This is a genomic window from Lysobacter sp. GX 14042 (assembly GCF_021390425.1).
GTDB lineage: Bacteria > Pseudomonadota > Gammaproteobacteria > Xanthomonadales > Xanthomonadaceae > Novilysobacter.
In genome coordinates this window covers 467,141-489,124 of sequence record NZ_JAJUWY010000001.1, presented here as the reverse complement: position 1 = coordinate 489,124, position 21,984 = coordinate 467,141, and the positions used below count along the sequence as shown (strand labels likewise).

23 protein-coding genes and 1 pseudogene are annotated in these 21,984 nt (G+C 69.1%); 13 read left to right on the top strand and 11 right to left on the bottom strand.

The window, feature by feature from the left end:
- Positions 1-3 precede the first annotated feature (3 nt).
- The 4 genes from LY625_RS02285 to LY625_RS02270 all read right to left on the bottom strand — a co-directional run bounded on the left by LY625_RS02285 (position 4) and on the right by LY625_RS02270 (position 5,241).
- Positions 4-3,081: a TonB-dependent receptor gene (locus LY625_RS02285; protein ID WP_233737376.1), complete on the bottom strand. Its 3,078-nt coding sequence runs from the start codon at positions 3,079-3,081 to the stop codon at positions 4-6.
- Positions 3,082-3,297: 216 nt separating this feature from the next.
- On the bottom strand, positions 3,298-4,077 hold the full coding sequence (locus LY625_RS02280) for a sulfite exporter TauE/SafE family protein (protein ID WP_233737375.1): 780 nt from the start codon (positions 4,075-4,077) through the stop codon (positions 3,298-3,300).
- A gap of 67 nt (positions 4,078-4,144) precedes the next feature.
- Positions 4,145-4,849: an RES family NAD+ phosphorylase gene (locus LY625_RS02275; RefSeq protein ID WP_233737374.1), complete on the bottom strand. Its 705-nt coding sequence runs from the start codon at positions 4,847-4,849 to the stop codon at positions 4,145-4,147.
- A complete protein-coding gene (locus tag LY625_RS02270; protein ID WP_233737373.1) occupies positions 4,846-5,241 on the bottom strand; it encodes an MbcA/ParS/Xre antitoxin family protein in 396 nt (131 codons plus the stop codon). Before LY625_RS02270 ends, LY625_RS02275 begins: the two co-directional genes overlap by 4 nt.
- A gap of 155 nt (positions 5,242-5,396) precedes the next feature.
- Between LY625_RS02270 and LY625_RS02265 the strand changes: the two genes are divergently transcribed.
- Positions 5,397-5,666 carry a hypothetical protein gene (locus LY625_RS02265; protein ID WP_233737372.1) on the top strand — a complete coding sequence of 90 codons (270 nt, stop codon included), beginning with the start codon at positions 5,397-5,399 and terminating at the stop codon, positions 5,664-5,666.
- 130 nt (positions 5,667-5,796) lie between these two features.
- Positions 5,797-6,450: a hypothetical protein gene (locus LY625_RS02260; RefSeq protein ID WP_233737564.1), complete on the top strand. Its 654-nt coding sequence runs from the start codon at positions 5,797-5,799 to the stop codon at positions 6,448-6,450.
- 25 nt (positions 6,451-6,475) lie between these two features.
- Here the strand turns inward: LY625_RS02260 and LY625_RS02255 are convergent.
- Positions 6,476-6,670, bottom strand: a pseudogene (locus LY625_RS02255) (hypothetical protein); the annotation flags it as partial.
- Between LY625_RS02255 and LY625_RS02250 the strand changes: the two are divergent.
- From LY625_RS02250 to LY625_RS02240, 3 genes are all read left to right on the top strand, one after another.
- Positions 6,669-7,046, top strand: a complete 378-nt coding sequence (locus tag LY625_RS02250; RefSeq protein WP_233737371.1) for a hypothetical protein — start codon at positions 6,669-6,671, stop codon at positions 7,044-7,046. The pseudogene LY625_RS02255 and the gene LY625_RS02250 overlap by 2 nt on opposite strands.
- 65 nt (positions 7,047-7,111) lie before the next feature.
- Positions 7,112-7,645, top strand: coding sequence for a PadR family transcriptional regulator (locus LY625_RS02245; protein ID WP_233737370.1), 534 nt, complete (start codon positions 7,112-7,114; stop codon positions 7,643-7,645).
- Between the two features lie 39 nt (positions 7,646-7,684).
- Entirely contained in the window at positions 7,685-8,479 is a 795-nt protein-coding gene (locus LY625_RS02240) for a siderophore-interacting protein (protein ID WP_233737369.1), read from the top strand.
- A 255-nt stretch (positions 8,480-8,734) separates the two neighbouring features.
- Here LY625_RS02240 and LY625_RS02235 read toward each other — a convergent pair whose 3' ends face one another.
- Positions 8,735-10,060, bottom strand: a complete 1,326-nt coding sequence (locus LY625_RS02235) for an ATP-binding protein (RefSeq protein WP_233737368.1) — start codon at positions 10,058-10,060, stop codon at positions 8,735-8,737.
- Positions 10,057-10,722: a response regulator gene (locus tag LY625_RS02230; protein ID WP_233737367.1), complete on the bottom strand. Its 666-nt coding sequence runs from the start codon at positions 10,720-10,722 to the stop codon at positions 10,057-10,059. The genes LY625_RS02235 and LY625_RS02230 overlap by 4 nt, the downstream gene beginning before the upstream one ends.
- Before the next feature lie 153 nt (positions 10,723-10,875).
- On the opposite strand from LY625_RS02230, the gene LY625_RS02225 reads away from it, so the two are divergent.
- Positions 10,876-11,718: a TlpA disulfide reductase family protein gene (locus LY625_RS02225; protein ID WP_233737366.1), complete on the top strand. Its 843-nt coding sequence runs from the start codon at positions 10,876-10,878 to the stop codon at positions 11,716-11,718.
- The gene (gene dsbG, locus LY625_RS02220; RefSeq protein ID WP_233737365.1) at positions 11,715-12,494 is read left to right on the top strand and encodes a thiol:disulfide interchange protein DsbG; all 780 of its coding nucleotides are present in this window, start codon (positions 11,715-11,717) and stop codon (positions 12,492-12,494) included. Before LY625_RS02225 ends, dsbG begins: the two co-directional genes overlap by 4 nt.
- A 278-nt stretch (positions 12,495-12,772) precedes the next feature.
- On the opposite strand, the gene LY625_RS02215 is transcribed toward dsbG, so the two are convergent.
- From LY625_RS02215 to LY625_RS02205, 3 genes are read right to left on the bottom strand one after another with little or no spacing between them, the layout of a single operon-like run.
- A complete protein-coding gene (locus LY625_RS02215) occupies positions 12,773-13,183 on the bottom strand; it encodes a type II toxin-antitoxin system death-on-curing family toxin (protein WP_233737563.1) in 411 nt (136 codons plus the stop codon).
- A 9-nt stretch (positions 13,184-13,192) separates the two neighbouring features.
- On the bottom strand, positions 13,193-13,414 hold the full coding sequence (locus LY625_RS02210) for an AbrB/MazE/SpoVT family DNA-binding domain-containing protein (RefSeq protein WP_233737364.1): 222 nt from the start codon (positions 13,412-13,414) through the stop codon (positions 13,193-13,195).
- Between the two features lie 54 nt (positions 13,415-13,468).
- Positions 13,469-14,122, bottom strand: a complete 654-nt coding sequence (locus LY625_RS02205) for a thiopurine S-methyltransferase (RefSeq protein ID WP_233737363.1) — start codon at positions 14,120-14,122, stop codon at positions 13,469-13,471.
- Positions 14,123-14,303: 181 nt separating this feature from the next.
- On the opposite strand from LY625_RS02205, the gene LY625_RS02200 reads away from it, so the two are divergent.
- The 6 genes from LY625_RS02200 to LY625_RS02175 all read left to right on the top strand — a co-directional run bounded on the left by LY625_RS02200 (position 14,304) and on the right by LY625_RS02175 (position 21,274).
- Positions 14,304-15,440 (top strand): alkene reductase, encoded by a 1,137-nt coding sequence (locus LY625_RS02200; RefSeq protein ID WP_233737362.1) that lies wholly within the window; start codon positions 14,304-14,306, stop codon positions 15,438-15,440.
- Positions 15,441-15,448: 8 nt separating this feature from the next.
- A complete protein-coding gene (locus LY625_RS02195; RefSeq protein ID WP_233737361.1) occupies positions 15,449-15,910 on the top strand; it encodes a MaoC family dehydratase in 462 nt (153 codons plus the stop codon).
- Positions 15,911-16,004: 94 nt separating this feature from the next.
- Positions 16,005-17,054, top strand: a complete 1,050-nt coding sequence (locus LY625_RS02190) for an NAD(P)-dependent alcohol dehydrogenase (RefSeq protein ID WP_233737360.1) — start codon at positions 16,005-16,007, stop codon at positions 17,052-17,054.
- A gap of 157 nt (positions 17,055-17,211) precedes the next feature.
- On the top strand, positions 17,212-18,072 hold the full coding sequence (locus LY625_RS02185; RefSeq protein ID WP_233737359.1) for an SDR family NAD(P)-dependent oxidoreductase: 861 nt from the start codon (positions 17,212-17,214) through the stop codon (positions 18,070-18,072).
- Positions 18,073-18,092: 20 nt separating this feature from the next.
- Positions 18,093-19,115, top strand: a complete 1,023-nt coding sequence (locus LY625_RS02180) for a DUF4105 domain-containing protein (RefSeq protein WP_233737562.1) — start codon at positions 18,093-18,095, stop codon at positions 19,113-19,115.
- Complete coding sequence (locus LY625_RS02175) at positions 19,112-21,274, top strand: alpha/beta fold hydrolase (protein ID WP_233737358.1); 2,163 nt, start codon at positions 19,112-19,114, stop codon at positions 21,272-21,274. The genes LY625_RS02180 and LY625_RS02175 overlap by 4 nt, the downstream gene beginning before the upstream one ends.
- A 61-nt stretch (positions 21,275-21,335) precedes the next feature.
- Here the strand turns inward: LY625_RS02175 and upp are convergent, their stop codons facing one another.
- The gene (gene upp / locus LY625_RS02170; RefSeq protein WP_233737357.1) at positions 21,336-21,968 is read right to left on the bottom strand and encodes a uracil phosphoribosyltransferase; all 633 of its coding nucleotides are present in this window, start codon (positions 21,966-21,968) and stop codon (positions 21,336-21,338) included.
- Between the last annotated feature and the right edge of the window lie 16 nt (positions 21,969-21,984).

The window sequence follows — 21,984 nt, the reverse complement described above, 5'->3', positions numbered from 1 at the left end:
GGCTCAGAACCGCGCGCGGATGCCGACGGTCGCGTTGCGGCCACCATGGATGTAGATCGCGCCGTGGGTGCCGGTGCTGCCGTTGAGTTCCCCGGTGGGCGACAGCGAGTTGGGCACGATCACGTTGCGGCTCTTGTCCAGCAGGTTGCGGATGTTGAAGAACGCATCCCAGCCTTCTGCGAACGAGTAGCTGCCCGACAGGTTGGTGTCCCAGTACTCGCTGAACCACGACGGGGTGGTCGAGCGGTACTTGTCGTCGGTCCACACGGTGTTGAGGTACAGGCGCGCCGGGCCGTGCTGCCAGGACACCGAGAAGGTGCCCATCTTGTCGGCAGCGCGCACCAGCGGCACGTCGGGCTCGTTGAGCATGAACGAGCCGCGCACCGATAGCCCGCCCCAGGCACCGGGCAGGTAGTCCATGGCGTGGCTGAACTCCAGTTCCCAACCCTCGATGTCGATGGCGTCGCCGTCGACCACGTCGGTCCGGATGAAGGTGTAATCGGCGTACTGGTCGCCGGTGTAGCCGAACTCCTCGGCGGTCATCTCCTGCGCCTGGAACAGCCCCTTGACCCGGTTGCGGTAGTAGTTGAGGCCGACGATGCCGACCGGCTCGAAGTACTTGGCCAGGCGGATCGAGAAGTTGTCCGACAGCTGCGGCTCCAGGCTGGGGTTGGGCGTGCTGACGGTCATGTTGTCGTCGTTGATCGACCACACGCCCGACAGCACGCTCACCTCCGGTCGCTGGATCGTACGGCTGTAGCCGAACTGCAGGTCGGTGGTGTCGTCGAATGCGTATTTCACTGACGCGCTGGGGAAGAAGTGGTCGTACCTGCCCTCGCGCTCGACCTGCGGCCGGGAGAAGTACTGGTGTTGCAGTCCTTCGATCGTGGTGGCGCGACCGGTGGAGGGGTCGACGTCGTAGCCGGCGGCCAGCAACTGTTCGGTGCCGAGCGGGTCCGCCTCGCGGGCAGTGTTCTCCGTCTGTTCCCAGCGTAGGCCGGCACGGACCGTCAGCTTGTCGGTCAGACTGGCGGTGCCCATGAAGTACAGCGCGCTGGTGTCTTCCTCGAAGTGCCTGCGGTTGCCGACGTAGGCGTTGTACCAGTCGGTCGGCGAGATCGTGTGCTCCCAATGCTCCGGGTTCTGCTGGTAGAGCTCGTACAGCTTGAACATGCTGGGGAAGTACATGTCCCCCGCGCCGGAGATGGAGCGGTAATCCACCCCGCTGTCGGCGGCGGAGTGCTGGTTGCCGGTCTGGATGCGTTCCAGCAGTTCAGCGGTGCTCAACGGACCGGTGTACCGGTACTTGTAGGAGTCGTTGCGGTTGTCGAAGTCGTAGCGGGCCTGCTGCAGCTTGGCGCCGGTCTTGAAGGTCACCCAGGCCGGGCCGATCTCGCGATCGAACGACAGGTTCAATCCCCCGCCGGTCAGCAGGACGTCGGCGGACTGCGAGTTGCGCAGCCGCAGGGTGGGGGTGCCGGAGATGTCGTAACCCGACGGCAGGCTCCAGTCGCCGCCGTCGAGCTGGTCGACCTGCCAGCCCTGCTCGAGCAGGCTGCCGCCGCGGTCGATGCTGGCGTGGCCGGTCGCGGTCGGCCAGGCCACCATGCTGTGCACCGCGCCCTTGCGGTTGGGGTTGTAGGTGCTCTCCGAACTGGAATAGAACAGGTTGCCGTCGAGCGTGATGTGCTCGTTGTTGTATTCGAAACTGGGGATGAAGTTGCGGGTGGTGCCGTACTTGTAGGTCAGCGTGTTGCGCGCGGCCAGGGTTGCCGGCTGCAGCGTGGTGAAGCCGGTGGCGGGGTCGCCGTCCACGCCCGAGCGTGCGTGGGTGGTGAGTTCCGGCGCGGTCGACCCGGCCAGGATGGTGCCCTTGCCGACCGAGGACATCAGCGACAGGATCAGCCCGTCGGTGGCCTTGAAGTCCATGTTGAGGGAACCCGAGGAGCGGGTGATCTCACGGGTGCCCATCTGCGGGACGATCTTGGTGATCGCCAGTGGCTCCGGGCTGGCGTCGGTGGGCTTGTAGTTGCGGCTGGCGGTGATCTGCTCCTGCTCCACGTACAGCTCGGAATGGCTCAGGCCCGCGGCAATGCCCAGGCGGCCGTCCATGAACACGTCGGAGTAGTTGAGCTGGCCGCTGGGCTGGAAACGGTCGCTGCCGTACCCGCCTTCGTCCGGGCCGGTGCGGCGCCGGGCGTCCCACTGATTGGAGTGGGTGCTGGTGCTGAGTTGTGCGCTGACGCTGCGGCCGCTGCGGTCGAATGCCCGCTTGGTCCGGATGTCGATGGTGCCGGCCGGTGCGTTGGCGTCCTTGTCGGCACTCGTGGTCTTGAAGATGCTGATCGAGTCGATGCCGGTCAGCGAGGACTGCTCGAAGCTGAAGGTGCGCGAGCCGCCGGCACCGGTGTTGGCATCCGCCGAGGCCAGGTTGATGCCGTTGACCGTGATGTTGGTGTAGCTGGCCGGCAGGCCGCGCAGGCTGACGTTGCGCACGGTGCCATCACCGGTGCTGTCGGTGTCGACGCCCGGCATGAACTTCATGAACTCGCCCGGATTGCCTTCCGAGATCTCGCCATAGGACTCGGTGGACAGGGCATTGGTGATGTCCATGGATGCGCGCTGCTCCATCAGCGCGCGGGCGTCGCCTTCGCGGACGCCGACCACGCGCAGCGTGTCCAGCGTGGTGGCGCCCGCTGCGGTCGGCGCGCCCGCGCTCCAGAGCTCGATGTCCTGGCGCCTGGATTCGCTTGGCTGCAGGTGGACGGTCACGCTCCGGGACGCATAGCCGGTGAATTCGACCGACAGTTCCACCTCACCGGACGGTACGCCGCTGACCCGGTACTCGCCGCGATCCCCGGAGACCACGGTCCTGCCGCGACCACCAGTGGGTGTTACCCGGATGATCGCGTTGCGCAGGTACTCGCCGGTGCCGGGATCGAGGACCCGGCCGCTGATCTCACCGCTGCTTTGCGGGGCAGTCGCCGATGCGCCTTCGGCAGTCTGCGCTGCGACATGCGGAGCGGCGGTCAGGGCAATGAGGATGGCGCCGGCGAGCGCCGACTTCTTGAGGGTGCACATGGGGACGGGCCTTGCCTTGTCTTCGGTGGGGAGGGGCGCACACCGGGGTGCCGCGCCGGAACGTGCGTCGGCGTGGCAGGACAAAGGCACCACGCGGAACGTCATCCGCGCATTGGGCTGCCGTGATGCTTCATGGATGTGACCGCGTGCCGCTCGGGCCCGCGCGGCCAAGTTCGGGGCCAAGGTCGGCAAAGTGCCGGATGCGCAGCAGGGCCCTTACCCCAACGAGCTCACAAACCCATACGTGCTGGTGACCACCAAGACCACCGAAACCGCCCCCAGCAACACGCGCGGACGAACCCGCTTGGCCAGCACCGCCCCCAGCGGCGCCGCCAACAACCCGCCGATGATCAGCCCGACCGCCGCGGTGGTGAACGCGGTCAGTCCCAGGCTCACCAGGAACGCCAGCGAGATGGTGAGGGTGAGGGCGAATTCGGCGACGTTCACCGTGCCGATGGTGGTGCGCGGATCGGTGCCCTGCAGCAGCAGGTTGGAGGAGACCACCGGACCCCAGCCGCCGCCCCCGGCGGCATCCAGGAACCCGCCCACCAGGCCCAGCGGTGCCACCACCTTCGCCCGGCGTGGCGGCAGGTCGGTACGCATCCGCCAGGCACGCCAGCCCAGGTACAGGCCGGCCAGCACCAGGTAGCCGGTGACGAACGGCCGGGCCAGGGCGCCGTTGATGTTCGACAACAGGTACGCGCCGCCGATCCCGCCCGCCATCCCCGGCAATGCCAAGCGCGAGAACAGCCGCCAGTCCACGTTGCGTTGGACGATGTGGCTGATGCCGGAGGCGGCGGTGGTGAACGCCTCCACCAGGTGCACGCTCGCCGAGGCGCGTGCCGGGGGCACCCCGAGCACGCCGACCAGCAGGGTGCTGGTGATGACGCCGAAGGCCATGCCCAGTGCGCCGTCGATCAGCTGGGCCAGGAAACCCACCACGATGAACGGCACGAGGGCCTGGAGGTGTTCCGGGGTGACTTCGAGGGGCGTCATGGCGCGGATAGTGCGCCGACCGTCGTGAGCGCGGTAGTGGGGTGAGGGGTGTTGCGCCCGTTGCGCCTCAACGGTTCAGCGCATCCACCGAACCGACTTCCTCGATCACGCTGTAGTGGGAGATCCGCTCGCCATCCCAGTGGTAGTGCAGGTGCGGTCCCTGGACCACCGGCGACACCAGGTCCGGGTAGAACACGGCCGCGCATTGCCCGCCGCGGCGGCGCACGCTGTCGTAGACGATGCCGTCGCTGCCGGCGCGGTGCAGCCGGCGCGCGGTGGCCTGGCTGGCGGCGTAGCTGTCGGGGTCGTGCAGTTCCGGCCAGCCGCCGCGGATGTCGTGCAGCCGCCCGGACACATCGGCCAGGTAGCAGCGCATCTGCAGCACGAAGGCCGGCTCGCGGGTCTGGCGCAGGAAGATTTCGCGGTGGTACACGGTTTCGGCGATCGCGGTGTCGCGCTCGCGGGCGGCGTAGTACACGCCCCAGCTGCCGTCGGAAAAGCGCGAGCCGTCCGGTGGGGTGTGGGTGAAGGCGGCCATGATGGGCGTGGTGCCCGAGCCGCTGATCCGGCGCCCCGGCGGCACCATCGAGATGTCGCCTGCTTCCTGGCGCAGTCGCGGATTGGTCAGGCCCTCCAGCTCGAACAGCGCGTCCAGGTCCCCGGGCGAGGCGATGCGGTCGAACAGCCCCACCGGCGGGAAGCGACTGGGGACGATCCGGTAGCTGGGCCGCCAGGTGAGCTGCCTGCGCCGGATCGCCTTGGCCAGGTTCATCCGCGCTGTGCGTCCAGGTACTGCCGCACCACGAACAGGTCGGCCACCTGGCCCCCGAGCATCCGCTCCAGCGCACTTTGCCCGCCAAAGACTGGTGCCTCGCTGGGCCGCTTCACCCAGGCGTCGGCCTGTTTCGGTTCCGGGAACAGGATCTCCAGCGCCTTGTAGATGCCCAGCAGGTAACTGATGCGTTCGAGCACGTCGTGGGGCAGGGCGCCGTCGAGGTCGCGCTTCCAGCGGAAGAAGGTGGACCGGCCGGGACTGCCCAACAGCGTGCGCTCCTGCTCGGTGCTCAGGTCCCACAGGCGCGTGATGTTGAAGAACGCGCGCAGCGCCGGAGCGGTGAGGTCACGACGGGTGAGGGGAGACGGGTTGGAAGCGGGAAGTGCCATGGCAGGCTCACGTTAGTCCCGATCGGGACTAAATGCAAGAGAATGCGGAGGGGTTTCACAGCGCATCCACGCACTCCAACGTCAGCTGAAGGCGGATCATGGCGTCAACGAGAAGACCGCTATATTCCGGCTACCCCAGACGAAGGAGGATTGGCATGTTTCTGACCAAGCAACATCTGGTGACGGCGCGAACGCTCGGTGTGGCGATCGTCGCAACCTTGGGCCTGAGCGCCTGCGCCACCTATAGCGATGAGTTTGCAGGGATCAACTCACGCCTCGATCAACTCGACACGCGGGTGCAGAGTGCGGCCCAGAGCGCCGAATCCGCGAATCAGTCCGCGCGACAGGCCAACCAGCGGCTGGACCAGATGGAAAGCCGCGTCCAGCAACTCGAAGCCGCGCCGCGTCGCGTGCCTCGCGGTTAGTTGAAGCGAGACCCGGTGGCCTTTGCTGGCCACCGGGTCTGCTTGTGTTTGCCCCGTATTCGCTCCAAGGAACCATCCCATCCGTATGTGTACACATTCTGCGACCCGAGCCCTTCATGGTGCGCTGGCACTGGCGCTGGGGTTCTCGAGCCTCGGTGTGGCCAACGCCAAGGATGCTTCCGCGCAACCGGTCGCTGCCGTTGACCAGCTTCCGCCAGGCCAGGATGTGTCCGGCACGATGATCGAGCTCGCGGGCTGGGTCGTCGCATCCAACGACAACCAGGGCTACCCGTTCGCGGTCATGGACAAGGCCGCCGCACAGATTTTGGTGTTCGGCGGCGACGGCCGGCTTCGCGGCGCGGCACCCGGGCTCTTTGGCTCGGCGGTCGGCGACCATACGGCCCCCGGCATCGCCGGCCTCGCGCTTCGCGAGATTCCGGGCCGCGACCGCACGACCCCTGCCGGCCGCTTCGTGGGTGGCTTCGGCCCGTCACTGGACGCCGGGCGCGTGCTGTGGGTGGACTACGATTCCGCGGTCTCCATCCATCCGACCGCTACCGGCGTCCCCGCCGAGAAACGCCCTGAACGCCTTGCATCGCCTTCGCCGGACGACAACCGCGTCACGCATGGGTGCATCAACGTCTCGCCCGGGTTTTACGAGCAAGTCATCAGCCCGACGTTCGAGCGCGGCGGGGTGTTCTACGTCTTGCCGGATGAGGCCTCGATGGCGGAGACCTTCCCGGAGTTTGCGCAGGGGCGCGGGACTACGCAACGCGACGATTGAAGACGCGTGCGGCGCGCCGTGGCCCGGAAGATGGATCAACTCCGGTGAAGCGCCACCCGGGGCGCGCGTCCGTAAATGCCTTGAGTTCCACTCCACCGCCCGCGCCCAGCACCAGCACATGCCCCTCCGCGGGGACCTGCTCGGCAAGCAGGAGATGGGTCATCTGATGCAGTGTGTGCACCCCCGGCACTTGCCCCTCCAGGTTGTGGAAGCCGGACATGCCTCCCGCGGGATCGGTGGGGATCCTCCTGGCAGGATGCCTCGCGCTCTACATCTGCCAGCTCGCAAGCCGGCGGCCGATGCTCGACATGTCGCTCTTCGCCAAGCCGGAAATCCGGGCGGGCGTGCTCATGGGCCTGGTCGTCATGGGCGCCCTTGCGGGCATCGAACTGACATTGGCCCAGGAGCTGCAGTTCGTCCTGGAGAAGACGCCTCTGGAAGCGGGCATGTTCATGCTTCCCCTCATGTGGCCAGGTTCACGTTCTTGCAGGCGGGGCACGGGCCGCGGCTGCAATTCCGGGTCGGATCGCCGCTTGCCGGCCCGGGCATTCTCGCCTGAACGCGGGGTGCTGCGGTTCTTGATTCGATATAGCTGATGCGAGATAAAAGATGTATCGTTTTGCGGATCGTCACGTCCCTGGTCCGCCCGCAGAACTCGTCCGTGCCCGAACCGTCCTCCAGTACCGCTGCCGACCGTGATGTCCGGAGCGGCCAACGCGCACGCCAGCGCACCCCCCACAAGCTCGCCCACGGCGACCTGCGCCTGCTCCTGCTCGCCCTGCTGGAACAACAGCCACGCCACGGCTACGAGCTGATCCAGCTGATTGGCGAGGTCTTCCACGGCCAGTACCAGCCCAGCGCCGGCGCGGTGTATCCGGCGCTGGCGCAACTGCAGGCCGACGGCCTGGTCGATGTCAGGGAGGAGGGCGCCCGCCGCCTGCAGGCGCTGACCAGCGAAGGACGCAACTGGGTCGAGGCGAACGCCGAAGCGCTGGCCCGGGCCCGGCTGCGTACCGAGGAGAGCGCGCGGACGCTGGTCAAGGCGGGCGCGCCGGCGCCGGTGCGCAGTGGCATGGGCGCGCTCAAGCGTGCCCTGGCCAGCCATGGCACCCGCTGGCCCCCGGAGCGGGCCGCGGCGGTCGCCGCGATCCTGCAGCGTGCCGCCGCCGACATCGCGCGGGCCGGGCGTGACTGAGCGCCCGGCCTGCCTCACCTTTCCAATGGAGAACGCCCCATGACCCTGCACGAAAGCCGCCGGGTGCGGCACGACACCGTCTTCCGCCGCGTCGAGGTCCGCGAGGTGGTCGACCTGACCCCGCACATGCGCCGCATCGTCGTCGGCGGGCCGGAGCTGGAGGGCTTCCACAGCGGCGCGCCGGACGACCACGTCAAGATGTTCTTCCCCAATTCCGACGGTGAGTTCATCACCCCGAAGATGGGCGAGAACGGCCCCGAGTTCCCGGTCGGCAAGGCGCCCTCGCCGATGCGCGACTACACCCCGCGCCACCACGACGCGGCCGCTGGCACGCTCGCCATCGACTTCGTCGTGCACGGCGAGGGCCCGGCCAGCACCTGGGCGGAGAATGCGAAGCCCGGCGACCCCATCGCCTTTGGCGGCCCGCGTGGCTCGTTCATGGTCGCCGATGATTTCGACCATTACGTCCTGGCCGGCGACGAAAGCGCGCTGCCGGCGATCGCCCGCTGGCTGGAAGAGATGCCCGAGGGGCGCAAGGCGACCGTGCTGGTCGAGATCCCGGAGGGCGCCGACCGCCAGCCACTGGAGACCCGGGCCGACGCCCAGGTCACCTGGCTACCGCGTAATGGCGCCCCGGCCGCGCAGAGCGATCTGCTGGAGAAGGCCCTGGACACGCTGGCGCCCGAAGACGACACCTTCTGGTGGGTGGCCTGCGAGTCGCGCCGGGTGCGCGGGATGCGCAAGTCGATCGAGGGCGGGCGCGGCGTGCCCAAGGACTGGATCCGCTCGACCGGCTACTGGAAGGCGGCGGGCGTGGACGACGACGGGGAGTGACGGGGCAGGGTGCCGGGAAGGAACCCCCGGCGCCCGCGAGGTCGGCCACCGCTTTCTGGACGGCGCGCTCGCAATGGGCGCAGGTCATGCCTTCCACTTTCAGTTGCATTGCTCTTCTCCAGTTGGGGGAATCCCGGTTAGCGGGCAGTGTCGGGGTTGCCATGGTTGCAAGGTCAACTTCTCCCGGCGGAGCCAGCGCCTGGTAGAGCACCGCCACCCAGCCCGGTGTGCGGGAGCCGAGGCGTTCCGCGCCGGTCATGGCCGGACCTGAAGGGTCAGCTCGACCACCAGGCCTTGGGGCTGGCGCGGCGAGAGCAGGAGCGAGCCGCCAAACCGCTCCGCGATCGCCTCCACCAGCGTCAGGCCAAGGCCGCTGCCAGGCTGGGGCTGCGTGCCGCGCCAGAAGCGCCGGGTCGCGGCCTGGATTTCGTCGCCGTCCATGCCGTTCCCGTGGTCGGACACGATGAAGCGGACCTGGGCGGGGGCCGGCTGACGCACTTCCACGTCCACCCGGCTGGACGCAGGGGAGTAGCGCAGGGCATTGACGATCAGGTTGCGCAGGGCGACCACGGCAAGCTGGGGGGGCACGTCCAGCACGGGCCCGGGATCGTTCCCTTCGATCGTGACCCTCGTCCTCTCCGCGGCGTCGTCCCCGGCCACGGTGATCGCCCGCGAAACCGCCTCGCCAGCGCTGATGTGCATGCCTTCCCCGAAGGACTGCCGGCCCTCGATGCGGGCGAGCATCAGCAGTTGCTCGAGCGTGCCGCGCATGCGCTCGACGCCGGTGCTCGCGTCCTGCAACGCCTGCCGTGCCTCCGCGCCGTCGGTAAGCCCTGCCACCTGCAGGTGGGTATCGATGACGGTGAGCGGAGTGCGCAGTTCGTGGGCGGCGTCGTTGGTGAAGCTGCGTTCGCGCTGGATGGCCTGGCGCATCCGCTCCAGCAGCCCGTTCAGCGCGTCGATCAGCGGGCGCAGTTCCGCGGGCAGCTGGCTGCCGTCCACCGGGTCCGTGGCGTCGGCGGGTCGTTGTGCCAGGCGCCGGCGCAGGCCGGCCAGCGGGGCGAGCGCGCGGCCGGTGCCGAACCAGAGCGCGATCAGGCCCCCAAGGGCTGCGATCAGGAACGGCACGCCCGCGGCCAGGGCGATGCGCCGGCGGAGCAGGGAGCGCTCGTCGAGGCGATCGGCGGTGGTGATGTCGAAGCTGTCGGTCCGCAGGGTGTAGGTGCGCCAGGGATGACCATCGATCAGGGTGGTGCGGTAGCCGGGCGCGCTCATGTCAAGCGGCGCCCGGTCCGCTTCGCGGGTGGTGGCGATCACCTCGCCCCGCAGGGAGCGGACCTGGCAGGCCATGCCCTGGGCACCGGGCACCGAAAGCGCCCCTTCGGCGGACACCATCGAGGCGCTTCCCTGGCCCGACTGGGTGAGCAGGCCGGCGACCATGCGCGCCGACATCGCCAGCCGCTCGTCGAGCGTGTGCTGCAGGTTGCGATCCAGGTCGCGGAACATCCACACCGCGGCGCCGCCCCACAGCACGGCGAGCGCCAGGCCGATGGTGAGCAGCAGGCGCAGCCGCAGGCTCACCGGCGTGCCCAGCCGAAGCGGTAGCCCAGCCCGCGCACTGTCTCGACCACGTCGGCGCCGAGCTTGCGGCGCAGGTTGTGGACGTGGACGTTGACGGCGTTGCTGGCGACCTCCTGGTCCAGCCCGTACAGCCGGTCCTTGATCTGCTCGGTCGTCAGGCAGCGCCCGTCGGCCTGGACCAGGCTCGCGAGCAGGGTGGATTCGCGGCGCGAGAGCTCGACCGGCTCGCCGGCCAGCCAGGCGTCTCCGCTGCTGGGGTCGAAGCGCAGCCCGCCGGCTTCCACGAGGTTGCTGCTGCGCCCACCGGCGCGGCGGATCAGCGCGTGCAGCCGGGCCACCAGCTCACCGAGGTCGAAGGGCTTGACCAGGTAGTCGTCGGCGCCGCCCTGCAGCCCCTCGATCCGGTCCTCGACCGCATCCCGGGCCGTCAGCAGCAGGACCGGCAGCGCGTCCCCGCGCTCGCGAAGCCGGGCGAGGAGCGAGAGTCCGTCGCCGTCCGGCAGGCCCCGGTCGAGCACCATCGCGTCGCAGGCGGCATGCGCCAGGGCGAGCTCGGCCTGGACGACGGACGGCACGGTATCGGCGGTGAAGCCGTACGCGCGCAGCCCGGCCACGATGCCGCGGGCGATGAGGTCGTCATCTTCGACGACGAGGATGCGCATGCTGGCTCCAGGTGTCTGCAAAGGGGGGCGCGAGAGGGGAACCGTAAGCCAAAATGGTGGCCCGGCCACCCCACGGCGGCGGTTAATCCGCTCTTAATCCGGTGCCGTCACCGTGCGTGCTTCGCAGTCTGGCGGGCGGAGGAAAACGCAATGGTGAGCCTGGGCCCCATCCCGATGACGCTGGTGGTCCTGCTGATCGCCTTGGCGGCTGCCGCGCTCGTCGGACGGTGGGCGGCCCGGCGGCCCGACAGGTCGCGCATACCGGTGGCGGGTACGTTCCTGGACATGGTGTTCGTGGGCCTGGTCGCCGGCCGGCTGGTGTTCGTGGTGCAGTGGTGGCCGCAGTACCTGGCCGATCCCTGGTCGATCGTCCGGATCGGCGATGGCGGCTACTCGATCTGGGCCGCCGTGCTTGCCGGCCTGGCGTTCGGTACCTGGCGCGCTCGCCGGACCCTGGAGCTGCGCCGGCCGCTGCTGTGGGGCACCACCGCGGGCCTGGCGGTCTGGGCCGTGCTGACCGGCGCCCTGCTGCTGATGCAGCAGGCGGTCGTGAGACTGCCGGATGTCGAGCTGACGCGTATCGAAGGCGACAGCGTCCGGCTGCCCGACATCGGCGGGCAGCCCATGGTGGTGAACCTGTGGGCGACCTGGTGCCCGCCCTGCCGGCGGGAGATGCCCGTGCTGGCGGACAGCCAGGTGGCCAACCCCCACGTGACCTTCGTCTTCGCCAACCAGGGCGAGGGGAACCAGGTGATCCAGGAGTACCTGGATGCGGCCGGGCTGCAGCTCGGCAACGTCGTGCTCGATCCGTTCTCCAGCGTTTCCCAGTCCACCGGGTCCCGCGGCCTGCCCACCACGCTGTTCTTCGAGGCCGACGGCCGGCTGGCGGACGTCCACATGGGCGAACTGACCCGCGCCAGCCTGGCACGGAAGCTGGAGCGTTTCGGCCCGGCGCCCGACCCGGCACCCACACTTCCAGACGAGGCAAATCCATGAAGCAACTCAATCTCACCGCCGCGGCACTGGCGCTCACTCTGGTTGGTACTGCGGGTTGCAGCCATGCCGAAGAACCCGGCAAGGCGCATCCGCCCGTGATCGCCACGATCGAGGAACACGGGCTGGAGGTGCTGGGCGAGTTCGACGCGCCTGCCGACCTGCGCGGGTTCGCGGGGTTGGCGGGGCAGCAACCGGTAGCCGTCTACGTCACGCCCGACGGCGAGCATGCGCTGGTCGGCCAGCTCGTCAACGTTGCCGGCGAGGATGTTGGCGGGCCGCACCTGCAACGGCTGGTCGCCAAGCCCATGTCCGACCGCATCTGGTCGCAGCTCGAGGACAGCACCTGGGTTGCCGATGGTCCGGACGACGCACCGCGGGTGGTCTACACCTTCAGCGATCCGAACTGCCCGTTCTGCAACCGGTTCTGGCAGTCGGCAAGGCCGTGGGTCGACGCGGGCAAGGTCCAGATACGACACGTCATGGTCGGCGTCATCAAGGCCGACAGCGCCAACAAGGTGGCTACGATCCTGACCGCCGACTCGCCGTCCGAAATGCTGGGCCGAAACGAGCGCGAATATGCCACTGGTGGCATCAAGGGCATGGCGACCGTGCCGGCCGGGGTGCGATCGCAGCTGGACTCCAACCAGATGCTGATGCATGAACTGGGCTTCCAGGGCACGCCGGGGATCCTGTTCCGGGATGCGGATGGCGTCGTGCAGCGGCGCTCCGGCGCGCCGACACCCGGCGACCTGCCAACGGTGCTGGGGCCGCGTTAGCCGGACACGTTATCGTTCCACCACCGCCCGGCAGGAGCGGCCGGTGCTGGTGCATTGCCAGCGGCAACCGCGTGGGGGCCATGGCGGCGCTCCGTGCGGCCTGGGTGGAAGGCCTGCCCGCGGAGGAGGCGATCGCCATTGGCCGGGAGTGGGGGGGTTGAAGGGGCTGGAGGAGGAGGTTCGGCGCCGGATTGGATCAGACGGCCGCTGACGTTTTCGGCTCGGCGGCGTCGGCCACTTTCTGAGTCAGGCGCGGGACCGTACCTCGTCGCCGCGTTTTATGGCTCGTGCACCCCATTGGCAGGCTCGCGCCGGATCCGCTCACGCAGCCAGGTCGCGAACTCGCCTTCGGGCAGACTGCCATCAGCGAGGCCGATGTACACCGGGTACAGCTCCAGGTCATCGGCCTGCAACACGCCGCCGTTGAGTTCGATGAACACTTCGCAGGCAACGGCTGCGGTGCGCTTGTTGCCGTCCACGAAGGGGTGGTTGCGCGCCAGCCCATACGCAAGGCTGGCCGCGAGGTCGGCCAGGTCCGGTGGCGGGTCGCCATAGGCGTACAACTGTTGCGGACGGGCGAGGGCGGAATCGAGCAAGCTCTCGTCACGCGCGCCGCCACCTCCGCCGTGTTCGGCAAGCTGGCGGTCGTGGATGGCCAGGGCGAAGGGCTTCCCGATCCAGACGATCACGGCCACGCCCTACTGCGCCAACTTGTTGAGCAACGCGCGCCGGTTGCGCATCACGCGTTCGGCGACTTCCATCTGTTCGGCCAGCGATGGATCGAACGCGGTCAGCCGGACCCCGTCCGGCGTCTCCAGCGCGAACAGCTCGTCGCCCTTCTGCAGGCGAAGGCGGGCCAACAACTCCCTGGGCAGGATGACCCCGGCGGAATTGCCGATGGCGGTGATCTTGAGCTTCATGGCGGCTTCCGGTTCAACGTTATAACGAACGTTATACCTGCGCTTTGCCTGTCGTCAACGACGAATGAGCTGGTAGGCGACGGCCTGCTGCGCGATCACGCGCTCCTGCGGATCCTGCTTTTCCACCGGTATGTCGCGGCGCTCCAGGAGGCCGACGGACCAGTCGGCCGAGAACAGGGATCGCACCTCGTCCCCGGGCACGGAGAACGGCGGGCCTTCCTTCTCCTCCTGCGGGTATTCGATGGTGAGGAGCAGGCCCCGGCACCCGGCAGGCAGGCATGCGTAGAGTTCGGCGGCATAGCGGCGCCGCAGCGGCGGGGGCAGGGCGATCAGCGCGGCGCGGTCGAACACCGCCCTGCAATCACGCAGCGCGTCGGAGTCCAGGCCGAATGCATCGCCGCAGATGATCTCGATGCCGCCGGCTTCATAGTGGCGCCCATACCGGGTTGAACTCACCCGCGGCGCAAGCCCGTTCTCGGCGAAGAACCGTTCGACCGCGAGCTGCGAAAGCTCGACGCCGAGCACCCGATGCCCCTGTGCCGCCAGCCAGCGCATGTCCTGCGACTTGCCCGCCAGCGGGACGAACACGCGGCTGCCGGGCGCCACGTCGAGCGCGGGCCAATGCTTGAGCAGCAGTGGCGTCGGCTGGTCCTGGTGCCAGCCGGTGCGGCCTTCGGTCCAACGATCCTGCCAGTACCGGGTATCCATGGGCTCTCTCCAGGAATCGCGAGGCTCTGCATCGTCGACGCTGCAGGGTGGGTTGGCAACGGCGCGGCCAGCGAGGGTCGGACAGATACTCCGCGATGGACCGCAGTGTTCGGAATCCTGCACTGGTGCAGCACGGCGAAGCCGCCATTTGGGAGGGATCTTCCTCCCCCGGAACTCCTGCATGTCCGACCTGTTCACTCCCTTCGACCTGTCCGGCCTGGGCCTGGCCAACCGCATCGTGATGGCGCCGATGACCCGTGCCCGCGCGCCGGAGGACGTCGCCACCGACACCATCGCGCTGTACTACACGCAGCGCGCCACCGCCGGGCTGATCGTCAGCGAGGGGACGCCGGTATCGCGCGAGGGGCAGGGTTACCTGTTCAACCCGGGCATCTTCACTCCGGAGCAGATCGAAGGCTGGCGGCTGACGACGCAGTCGGTGCACGCGGTCGGGGGCCGGATCTTCGCCCAGCTGTGGCATGTCGGGCGGATGTCGCACCCGTCGATCCAGCACGAAGGCAAGGACCCGGTCAGTGCCTCGCCGAAGCTGCCGGCCAACTCGCATGCCTTCGGCTATGACGCCGACGGCAATCCCGGCTTCATCCCGCCCGGGGTGCCGCGCGCGCTGGAAACCGACGAGATCGCGCGGGTGGTCGGGGACTTCGCGCAGGCCGCGGCCAACGCCATCGAGGCCGGCTTCGACGGGGTGGAGATCCACAGCGCCAACGGTTACCTGTTCGAGCAGTTCCTCAATCCGCGCGTCAACGAGCGCACCGACCGCTACGGCGCCGCCAATATGGACGACCGCCTGCGCTTCGCGCTCGAGGTCGTGGATGCGGTCTGCACCCGCATCGGCGCCACGCGCGTGGGCGTGCGCATCTCCCCGTACGGCCGCTTCGCCGACATGCCGCACCACGACGAGATCGACCAGACCTATCTCGCGTATGCCAGGGCGCTGGGCGAGCGCGGCATCGCCTACGTGCATGTCAACGACCAGGTCGGCCCCGGCACGCAGTCGGAAGAAGCCCGTGACATCGCCGCGCGTTTCCACGCCTTGCTGGCCGGCATTCGCAAGGTGCTGCCGACCGCCACGGCGGTCATCCTGGCCGGCAGCATGACCCGCGAGCGCGGCGAGCAACTGCTGGGCGAGGGCATCATCGACCTGGTCGCCTTCGGACAGCCGTTCATCGCCAACCCGGACCTGGTGGCGCGGCTGGAGAACGGCTGGCCACTGGCCACGCCCGACCGGGATACCTACTACGGTGGCGGCGCCAGGGGCCTGGTCGACTATCCGCCGTATGCCCGATCCATGAAGTGAGGTTTGCCATGAAGCACGACAGTCACGCGAAGCCGCTTTACCTGGAGGACATCGCGCCCGGCGACGAATTCCGCAGCGCGGAGCACCGCATCGATGCCGCGCAGATCATCGAGTACGCACGCCAGTTCGATCCGCAGCCGTTCCACATCGACGAGGACGCGGCGCAGGACACCTTCTTCCGCGGCTTGGCCGCCAGCGGGTGGCATACCGCCTCGATCACGATGCGGCTGCTGATCGACAGCCTCCCGTTCGCCCGCGGCGTCATCGGCGCCGGCGGCGAGATCTGGTGGCCGCGGCCGACACGGCCCGGTGACGTGCTCCATGTGCGCAGCACCGTGCTGGAGATCACGCCGTCCCGGTCCAAGCCCGACCAGGCGCTGGTCAAGGTCGAGAACCTGACCGTGAACCAGGAGGGCGAGGTGTGCCAGAAGCTGATCGCGAACCTGCTGGTGTTCAGGAGGCCGGACTGAGGGGCGCAGGCTCTGTTGGTACCGGGTGCCCGCGGGCGCGACAGGGGAGCGTGCCGACTGTCATCCTGTGCGACGACAAAGAGAGAGGAATCCCATGCAGATCAAGGCCTACGGCGCCCATGCCGGCGACAAGCCGCTGGAACCCATCGACATCACCCGCCGCGCCACCGGCGCGCACGACGTGCGGATCGACATCGCCTTCTGCGGCGTCTGCCATTCCGACCTGCACCAGGTCCGCGCCGAATGGGCCGGCACCCGGTTCCCCTGCGTGCCGGGCCACGAGATCGTCGGCCGGGTGTCGGCCGTCGGCCCGGATGTGTCCGCGTTCAAGCCCGGCGACCTGGTCGGCATCGGCTGCATCGTCGACAGCTGCCGCGGCTGCGACGAGTGCGCCGACGGGCTGGAGAACTACTGCGACGGCATGGTCGGCACCTACAACTCGCCCACGCCGGACGCGCCCGGCCACACCCTGGGCGGCTATTCGCAGCAGATCGTGGTGCACGAGCGCTACGTGCTGCGCATCCGCCACAGCGAGAACCAGCTTGCGGCCGTCGCGCCGCTGCTGTGCGCGGGCATCACCACCTGGTCGCCGCTGCGCCACTGGCAGGTGGGGCCCGGCAAGAAGGTCGGCGTGGTCGGCATCGGCGGGCTGGGCCACATGGGCATCAAGCTGGCGCACGCGCTGGGCGCGCACGTGGTTGCATTCACCACCTCGGAGTCCAAGCGCGAGGCGGCACTGGCGCTGGGCGCGGATGAAGTGGTGGTGTCGCGCAACGCCGGCGAGATGGCCACGCACCGCAAGAGCTTCGACTTCATCCTCAACACCGTGGCCGCGCCGCACGATCTCGACGCCTTCCTGGCGCTGCTCAAGCGCGACGGTACGATGACCCTGGTCGGTGCTCCGGCCACGCCACATCCGTCGCCGAACGTGTTCAGCCTGATCGCGAAGCGGCGCTCGCTGGCCGGTTCGCTGATCGGCGGCATCCCGGAAACCCAGGAGATGCTCGACTTCTGCGCCAAGCACGGGATCGTGGCCGACATCGAGATGATCCGCATCGAGGAGATCAACGCCGCCTACGAGCGCATGCTCAAGGGCGACGTGAAGTACCGCTTCGTGATCGACAACGCGACGCTGGCCGCCTGACCCGTCCGGAGCCGGCTGAAGCCAGCCCCTGCTGCTTGCGCCACCCGACGTTGCGAACACGCAGCATGTGGTCGGGTGTCCACAAACCCGTGCGCCTCGATGGGGGAGCAGGCCCGCAGCAACAAGGTCATCATCAAACCGGCTGGAGGAACAGGCAATGTCATCGAAACGTCTTGAAGGCAAGATTGCGGTGATCACGGGAGCCGCGCGCGGGATAGGTCGGGCGGCCGCTGTCGCTTTCGCCCGCGAGGGTGCGACCGTGGTCGGAATCGATATCGCCGGACCGGTCAGCGCGACGCTTGAAGTGGAGCCCGCCACGCCCGACGAGCTGGACGAGACCGGCCGCCTGGTGGAGGCGGCCGGCGGCAGGTGGGCCGCGCGCCAGCTCGACCAGCGCGACTTGCCGGCGCTGCGGGATGCCGCGGCATGGGCCGCGGACACGTTCGGGAAGATCGACATCCTGTTCGCCAACGCCGGCATCCAGTCGTTCAAGCCGATCCTGGAAATGCACGATGCGGACTGGCACGACCAGATCGACGTGAATCTCACCGGGACCTGCAATGCGATCCGTGCGGTGGCTCCTTACCTCGTCAGCAACGGTGGCGGGCGCATCATCGTCAGCGCATCCACGCAGGGGCGGCACGGCACGAAATACGGGGCGGCGTACTCGGCTTCCAAATGGGGGATCATCGGCCTGATGAAATCGGCCGCCCTGGAACTCGGGCAATACGGCATCACGGTCAATGCGGTGGTTCCGGGCCTGATCGACACGCCTCTCACGCGACACAGGCGCCGATACGCACAGGCCATGGACGACCTGGACAACACCGAGCCCCTGGACCAGCTCGAGGCGAAAGCGGAACGAAAGCTCCGCGACAGCTCTCCGCTCGATGTGGCCTGGCTCCCGGCCGGCGCGGTTGCTCCGGTGGTCGTCTTCCTCGCCAGTGACGAGGCGCACCTGGTGTCGGGCGCCACCTATGACGTGACCGGCGGCGACAGCGCCAACAACACCGCTTGAGCGACCGTTTTCTCTCCCGCATGGCCAGCCTGGCGCTGGTGACGGCCGTGATCTTGGCAGCGGGCTGGGGAGCGCTGGCGCTGTGGTTCCAGTTGCCCGGTCCGGTGGCGGTGCGGGTGGTGGCGATCGCGGCATGGTGCCTGCTCGGCTTGGGAGCGGCGGCGTGCATCGGGCGCCGCAAAAGGTGGCCGCAGTGGGCGCGGCTGGCGCTGCCGGGCTTCGGTGCCGCGCTGGTTGCGCTGCTGGCCTGGTGGAGCACGCTCACGCCCTCACATGACCGCGTCTGGGCCGATGATGTCGCCCGGCTGCTGGAGGCCGAGGTCGACGGCAGCCGGGTCACCCTGCACAACGTGCGCAACTTCGACTGGCGCACGCCGGAGGACTACACCCCACGCTGGGAAACCCGCGGGTACGACCTGGACCGACTGGTGTCGGCCGACCTGGTGATGTCGTACTGGATGGGGCCGGCGATCGCCCACACGCTGGTTTCGTTCGGCTTCGAAGACGGCCAGCGGGTGGTGTTCTCGCTGGAGATCCGCAAGGAGCGCCACGAGTCGTTCTCGGCCATCGGCGGCTTCTTCCGCGAGTTCGAGCAGGTGCTGGTGGCCGCCGACGAGAACGACATCGTGCGCACCCGCAGCAACGCGCGCGGCGAGGACGTCTACCTGTACCACCTCGACCTGCCGCCGGAAACGCTGCGGGCGCTGTTCACCGGCTACCTCGACGAGGCCGCCGCGCTGCGGCGGCAGCCTGCGTTCTACAACACACTGACCAGCAACTGCACCACGATCATCTTCGAGCTCGCGCGCCGCATCGCCCCGGGGATCCCGATGGACTACCGCCTGCTGCTGTCCGGCTACTTCGCCCGCTACGTGCACGAGCTGGGCGGGCTCGCGGAGGGGTACGAGTACGAGGAACTTCAGCGCCGCGGCTACATCAACCCACGGGCCACTGCGTTGCCGCCGGATGCGAGGTCGGCGGTGTTCTCCCGCGTGATCCGCCAGGGCGTGCCCGGCACCGGCGGCGCGGAGGCCACCCCATGAGCGCCGCGCGCCTGCCGCGCGCAATGCTGCTGGCGCTCGCCATGCTGCTGCTGGGCGGCTGCGCGGTGCTCAACGAGTTCAGGCCGGCGGTCGAGGCCAGGCCGCTGTCGCCGGGCGAGTACATCGCCCTGAAGCGCGGTGACATCCTCACCACCGGCAAGCTCAGTGCCGCCACCGCGCAGACGATCCGGGTGTCCGGGCTGGAGACCGGCGCCTGCGCGGAACCTTCGCGTGGGTGCATCCAGGCGCTGGGCGGGGTGCCCGGGCTGTCCGACGAGCGCCGGCTTTCGGCGCAGGCGGAACTGTGGGTGCAGCAGGCCATCCTGCTGGCCCCGGCAAAGGGCGGGCCGGTGCCGGACGTGCAGATCGACGCCTGGCTGGAGGCGGCCCGGCATGCCTACGCGTACCTGTTCTTCACCGGGCGCGCGCCTGGCGAGCGCGCCTTCGAGGACCGCCAGACCCAGGTGCGCGACTACTACAACCACGCCGTGCAGCAGGGCGCGATCGCGCTGTTCCAGCGCAGCACGGGCGGCGCCCCGGCAGCCGGGCCGGGGCAGGCCACGCGGGTCGCCGACTGGGCGATCACCACCGACCTGTCCGGCATCCGCATGCCGCCGGGCGCGGACCTGCCCAGGGAACTGCTGCCGGCCAGCTCGCTGGAGTTCGCCGGGCTGCGCAGCACCTACCGTCGTGACGGCTTCGGCGCCGAGCTGGTGGCGGTGATGCGCGAGGCGCCGGCCGCCGTCGCCGCCGTGCAGGCCCTCAACGCGGCGGAGGACGCGGCAACCGGCCCCCCGGACGGCAGCGACGACACGCGCCATGGACCACGCCGCGGCCGCCCACGCGTCCGCGCCTACAGCGAGATGCCGTCCCCGTCGCTGACCGTGCTGTTCCACTTCGCTGGTGCCGGCCTGGCGGACATACTCGCCACCCGCGAGGTCCACGTCAGCGCGCACGACCCGTACCGGGAGTCGGAGATCGCGCTGCACGGCCAGGACGTCCCGCTGGCGGCCAACTACACCGCCGGCTACGGGCTGTGGCTGGCGCGCTCGGGCTTTGCCCGGCAGTCGCTGCAGACCCTGTTCGGGCGCGGGCAGGCCATCAACCGCGCGCACGTGTACCTGATGCAGCCCTACGACCCGGACCGCCGGATCATCGTGATGGTCCACGGGCTGGCCAGCAGCCCCGAGGCCTGGGTCAACGTGGCCAACGAGATCCTCGGCGACGAGACACTGCGCCGGTCGTTCCAGGTCTGGCAGGTCTACTACCCGACCAACCTGCCGATCGCCTACAACCATGCCGCCCTGCGCCGCGTACTGGGCGAGACCCTGCAAAGCCTGGACCCGACCGGCAGCGCCCGTGCCTCGCGCGACATCGTGCTGGTGGGACACAGCATGGGCGGGGTGCTGTCGCGGCTGCTGGTGTCGTCTTCCGGCGACCGGCTGTGGGATGAAATGCTGGCCAGCCGCAAGCTTGACGACGGCCGGCTGGAGCGCGTGCGCGGACGCCTGGAGCCGATGCTGCGGTTCGAACCCTTTCCCGGCGTGGAGCGCGCGATCCTGATCGCCGCCCCGCACCGCGGCACCGACGCCGCCAACAACCGCCTGGGCCGGCTGATATCGCGGCTGATCCGGCTGCCGCTGACCGTGCTGGAGAGCTTCGACGACGTCCTGCAGGCACTCGCCGGCGCCGAACCCGACGCCCCCAACCGCCCGAAGGTGCCCAACAGCATCGACAACCTCAGCCGCGAGGACCCCTTCATCCGCGCCTCCGCCGACCTGCCGATCTCACCCCGGGTGCGTTACCACACGATCATCGCCCGCCGCGACCCGGCGGTGCCGCTGGAGGTATCCGACGACGGACTGGTGCCGTACTGCAGTGCACATCTGGCGGGGGCGGTGAGCGAGAAGGTGATCGAATCCTTCCACAGCGTGCAGGAGACCCCCGAAGCGATCCTGGAGATCCGGCGGATCCTGCATGCGGACCTGCAGGGTGGGGATGGTGCGCTGGCGGAACTGGCGCCGCCGACCGGCGTCTGTGCGGCGCGGCCCGAGGCCCGCGGGCATCCCGCGCCGTCGTTCCCGCGAAAGCGGGAAGCCACATCACCCGTCATTCCCGCGAACGCGGGAATCCACCCGAGGGTGACGCCCGGATGGTGAGCAACGTCCATGGATTCCCGCGTTCGCGGGAATGACGACTTCTCGCGGGAATGACGTTTCTTCAGTCCGCGCGGGTTCCGAAGATCTTGTCCCCCGCGTCCCCCAGCCCGGGATGGATGTACCCGTGCCCGTCCAGCCGCTCGTCCACCGCGGCGGTATAGACCTCCACGTCCGGATGCACCGCCTCCACCGCACGCAGGCCTTCGGGCGCGGCGACCAGGAACAGGCCCTTGATGCGCGTGGCACCGGCGGCCTTGAGCATGTCCACGGTGGCGATCAGCGTGCCGCCGGTGGCCAGCATCGGGTCCAGGATCAGCGCGATGCGGTCCTCCATGTTGCCGACCAGCCGCTCCAGGTAGGCGGTCGGCTGCAGGGTCTGCTCGTCGCGCACGAAGCCGACCACGCTGACCTTGGCCGCGGGGATCAGCTCCAGCACGCCCGGCAGCATGCCGATGCCCGCCCGCAGGATCGGCACCAGGGTGATCTTGCGCCCCTTGATCCGCCGCACCTTCACCGGCCCGGCCCAGCCGGTGGTCTCGACCTCCTCGGTCTCCAGGTCCGCGGTGGCCTCGTAGGTCAGCAGCGTGGCGACCTCGGCCGACAGCTCGCGGAAGGTCTTGGTGCTGTTTTCGGCCTTCCGCATCAGTCCCAGCTTGTGCTGGACCAGCGGATGGGTGACCTCGACGACTTTCATGCGCAATACCGGGCGG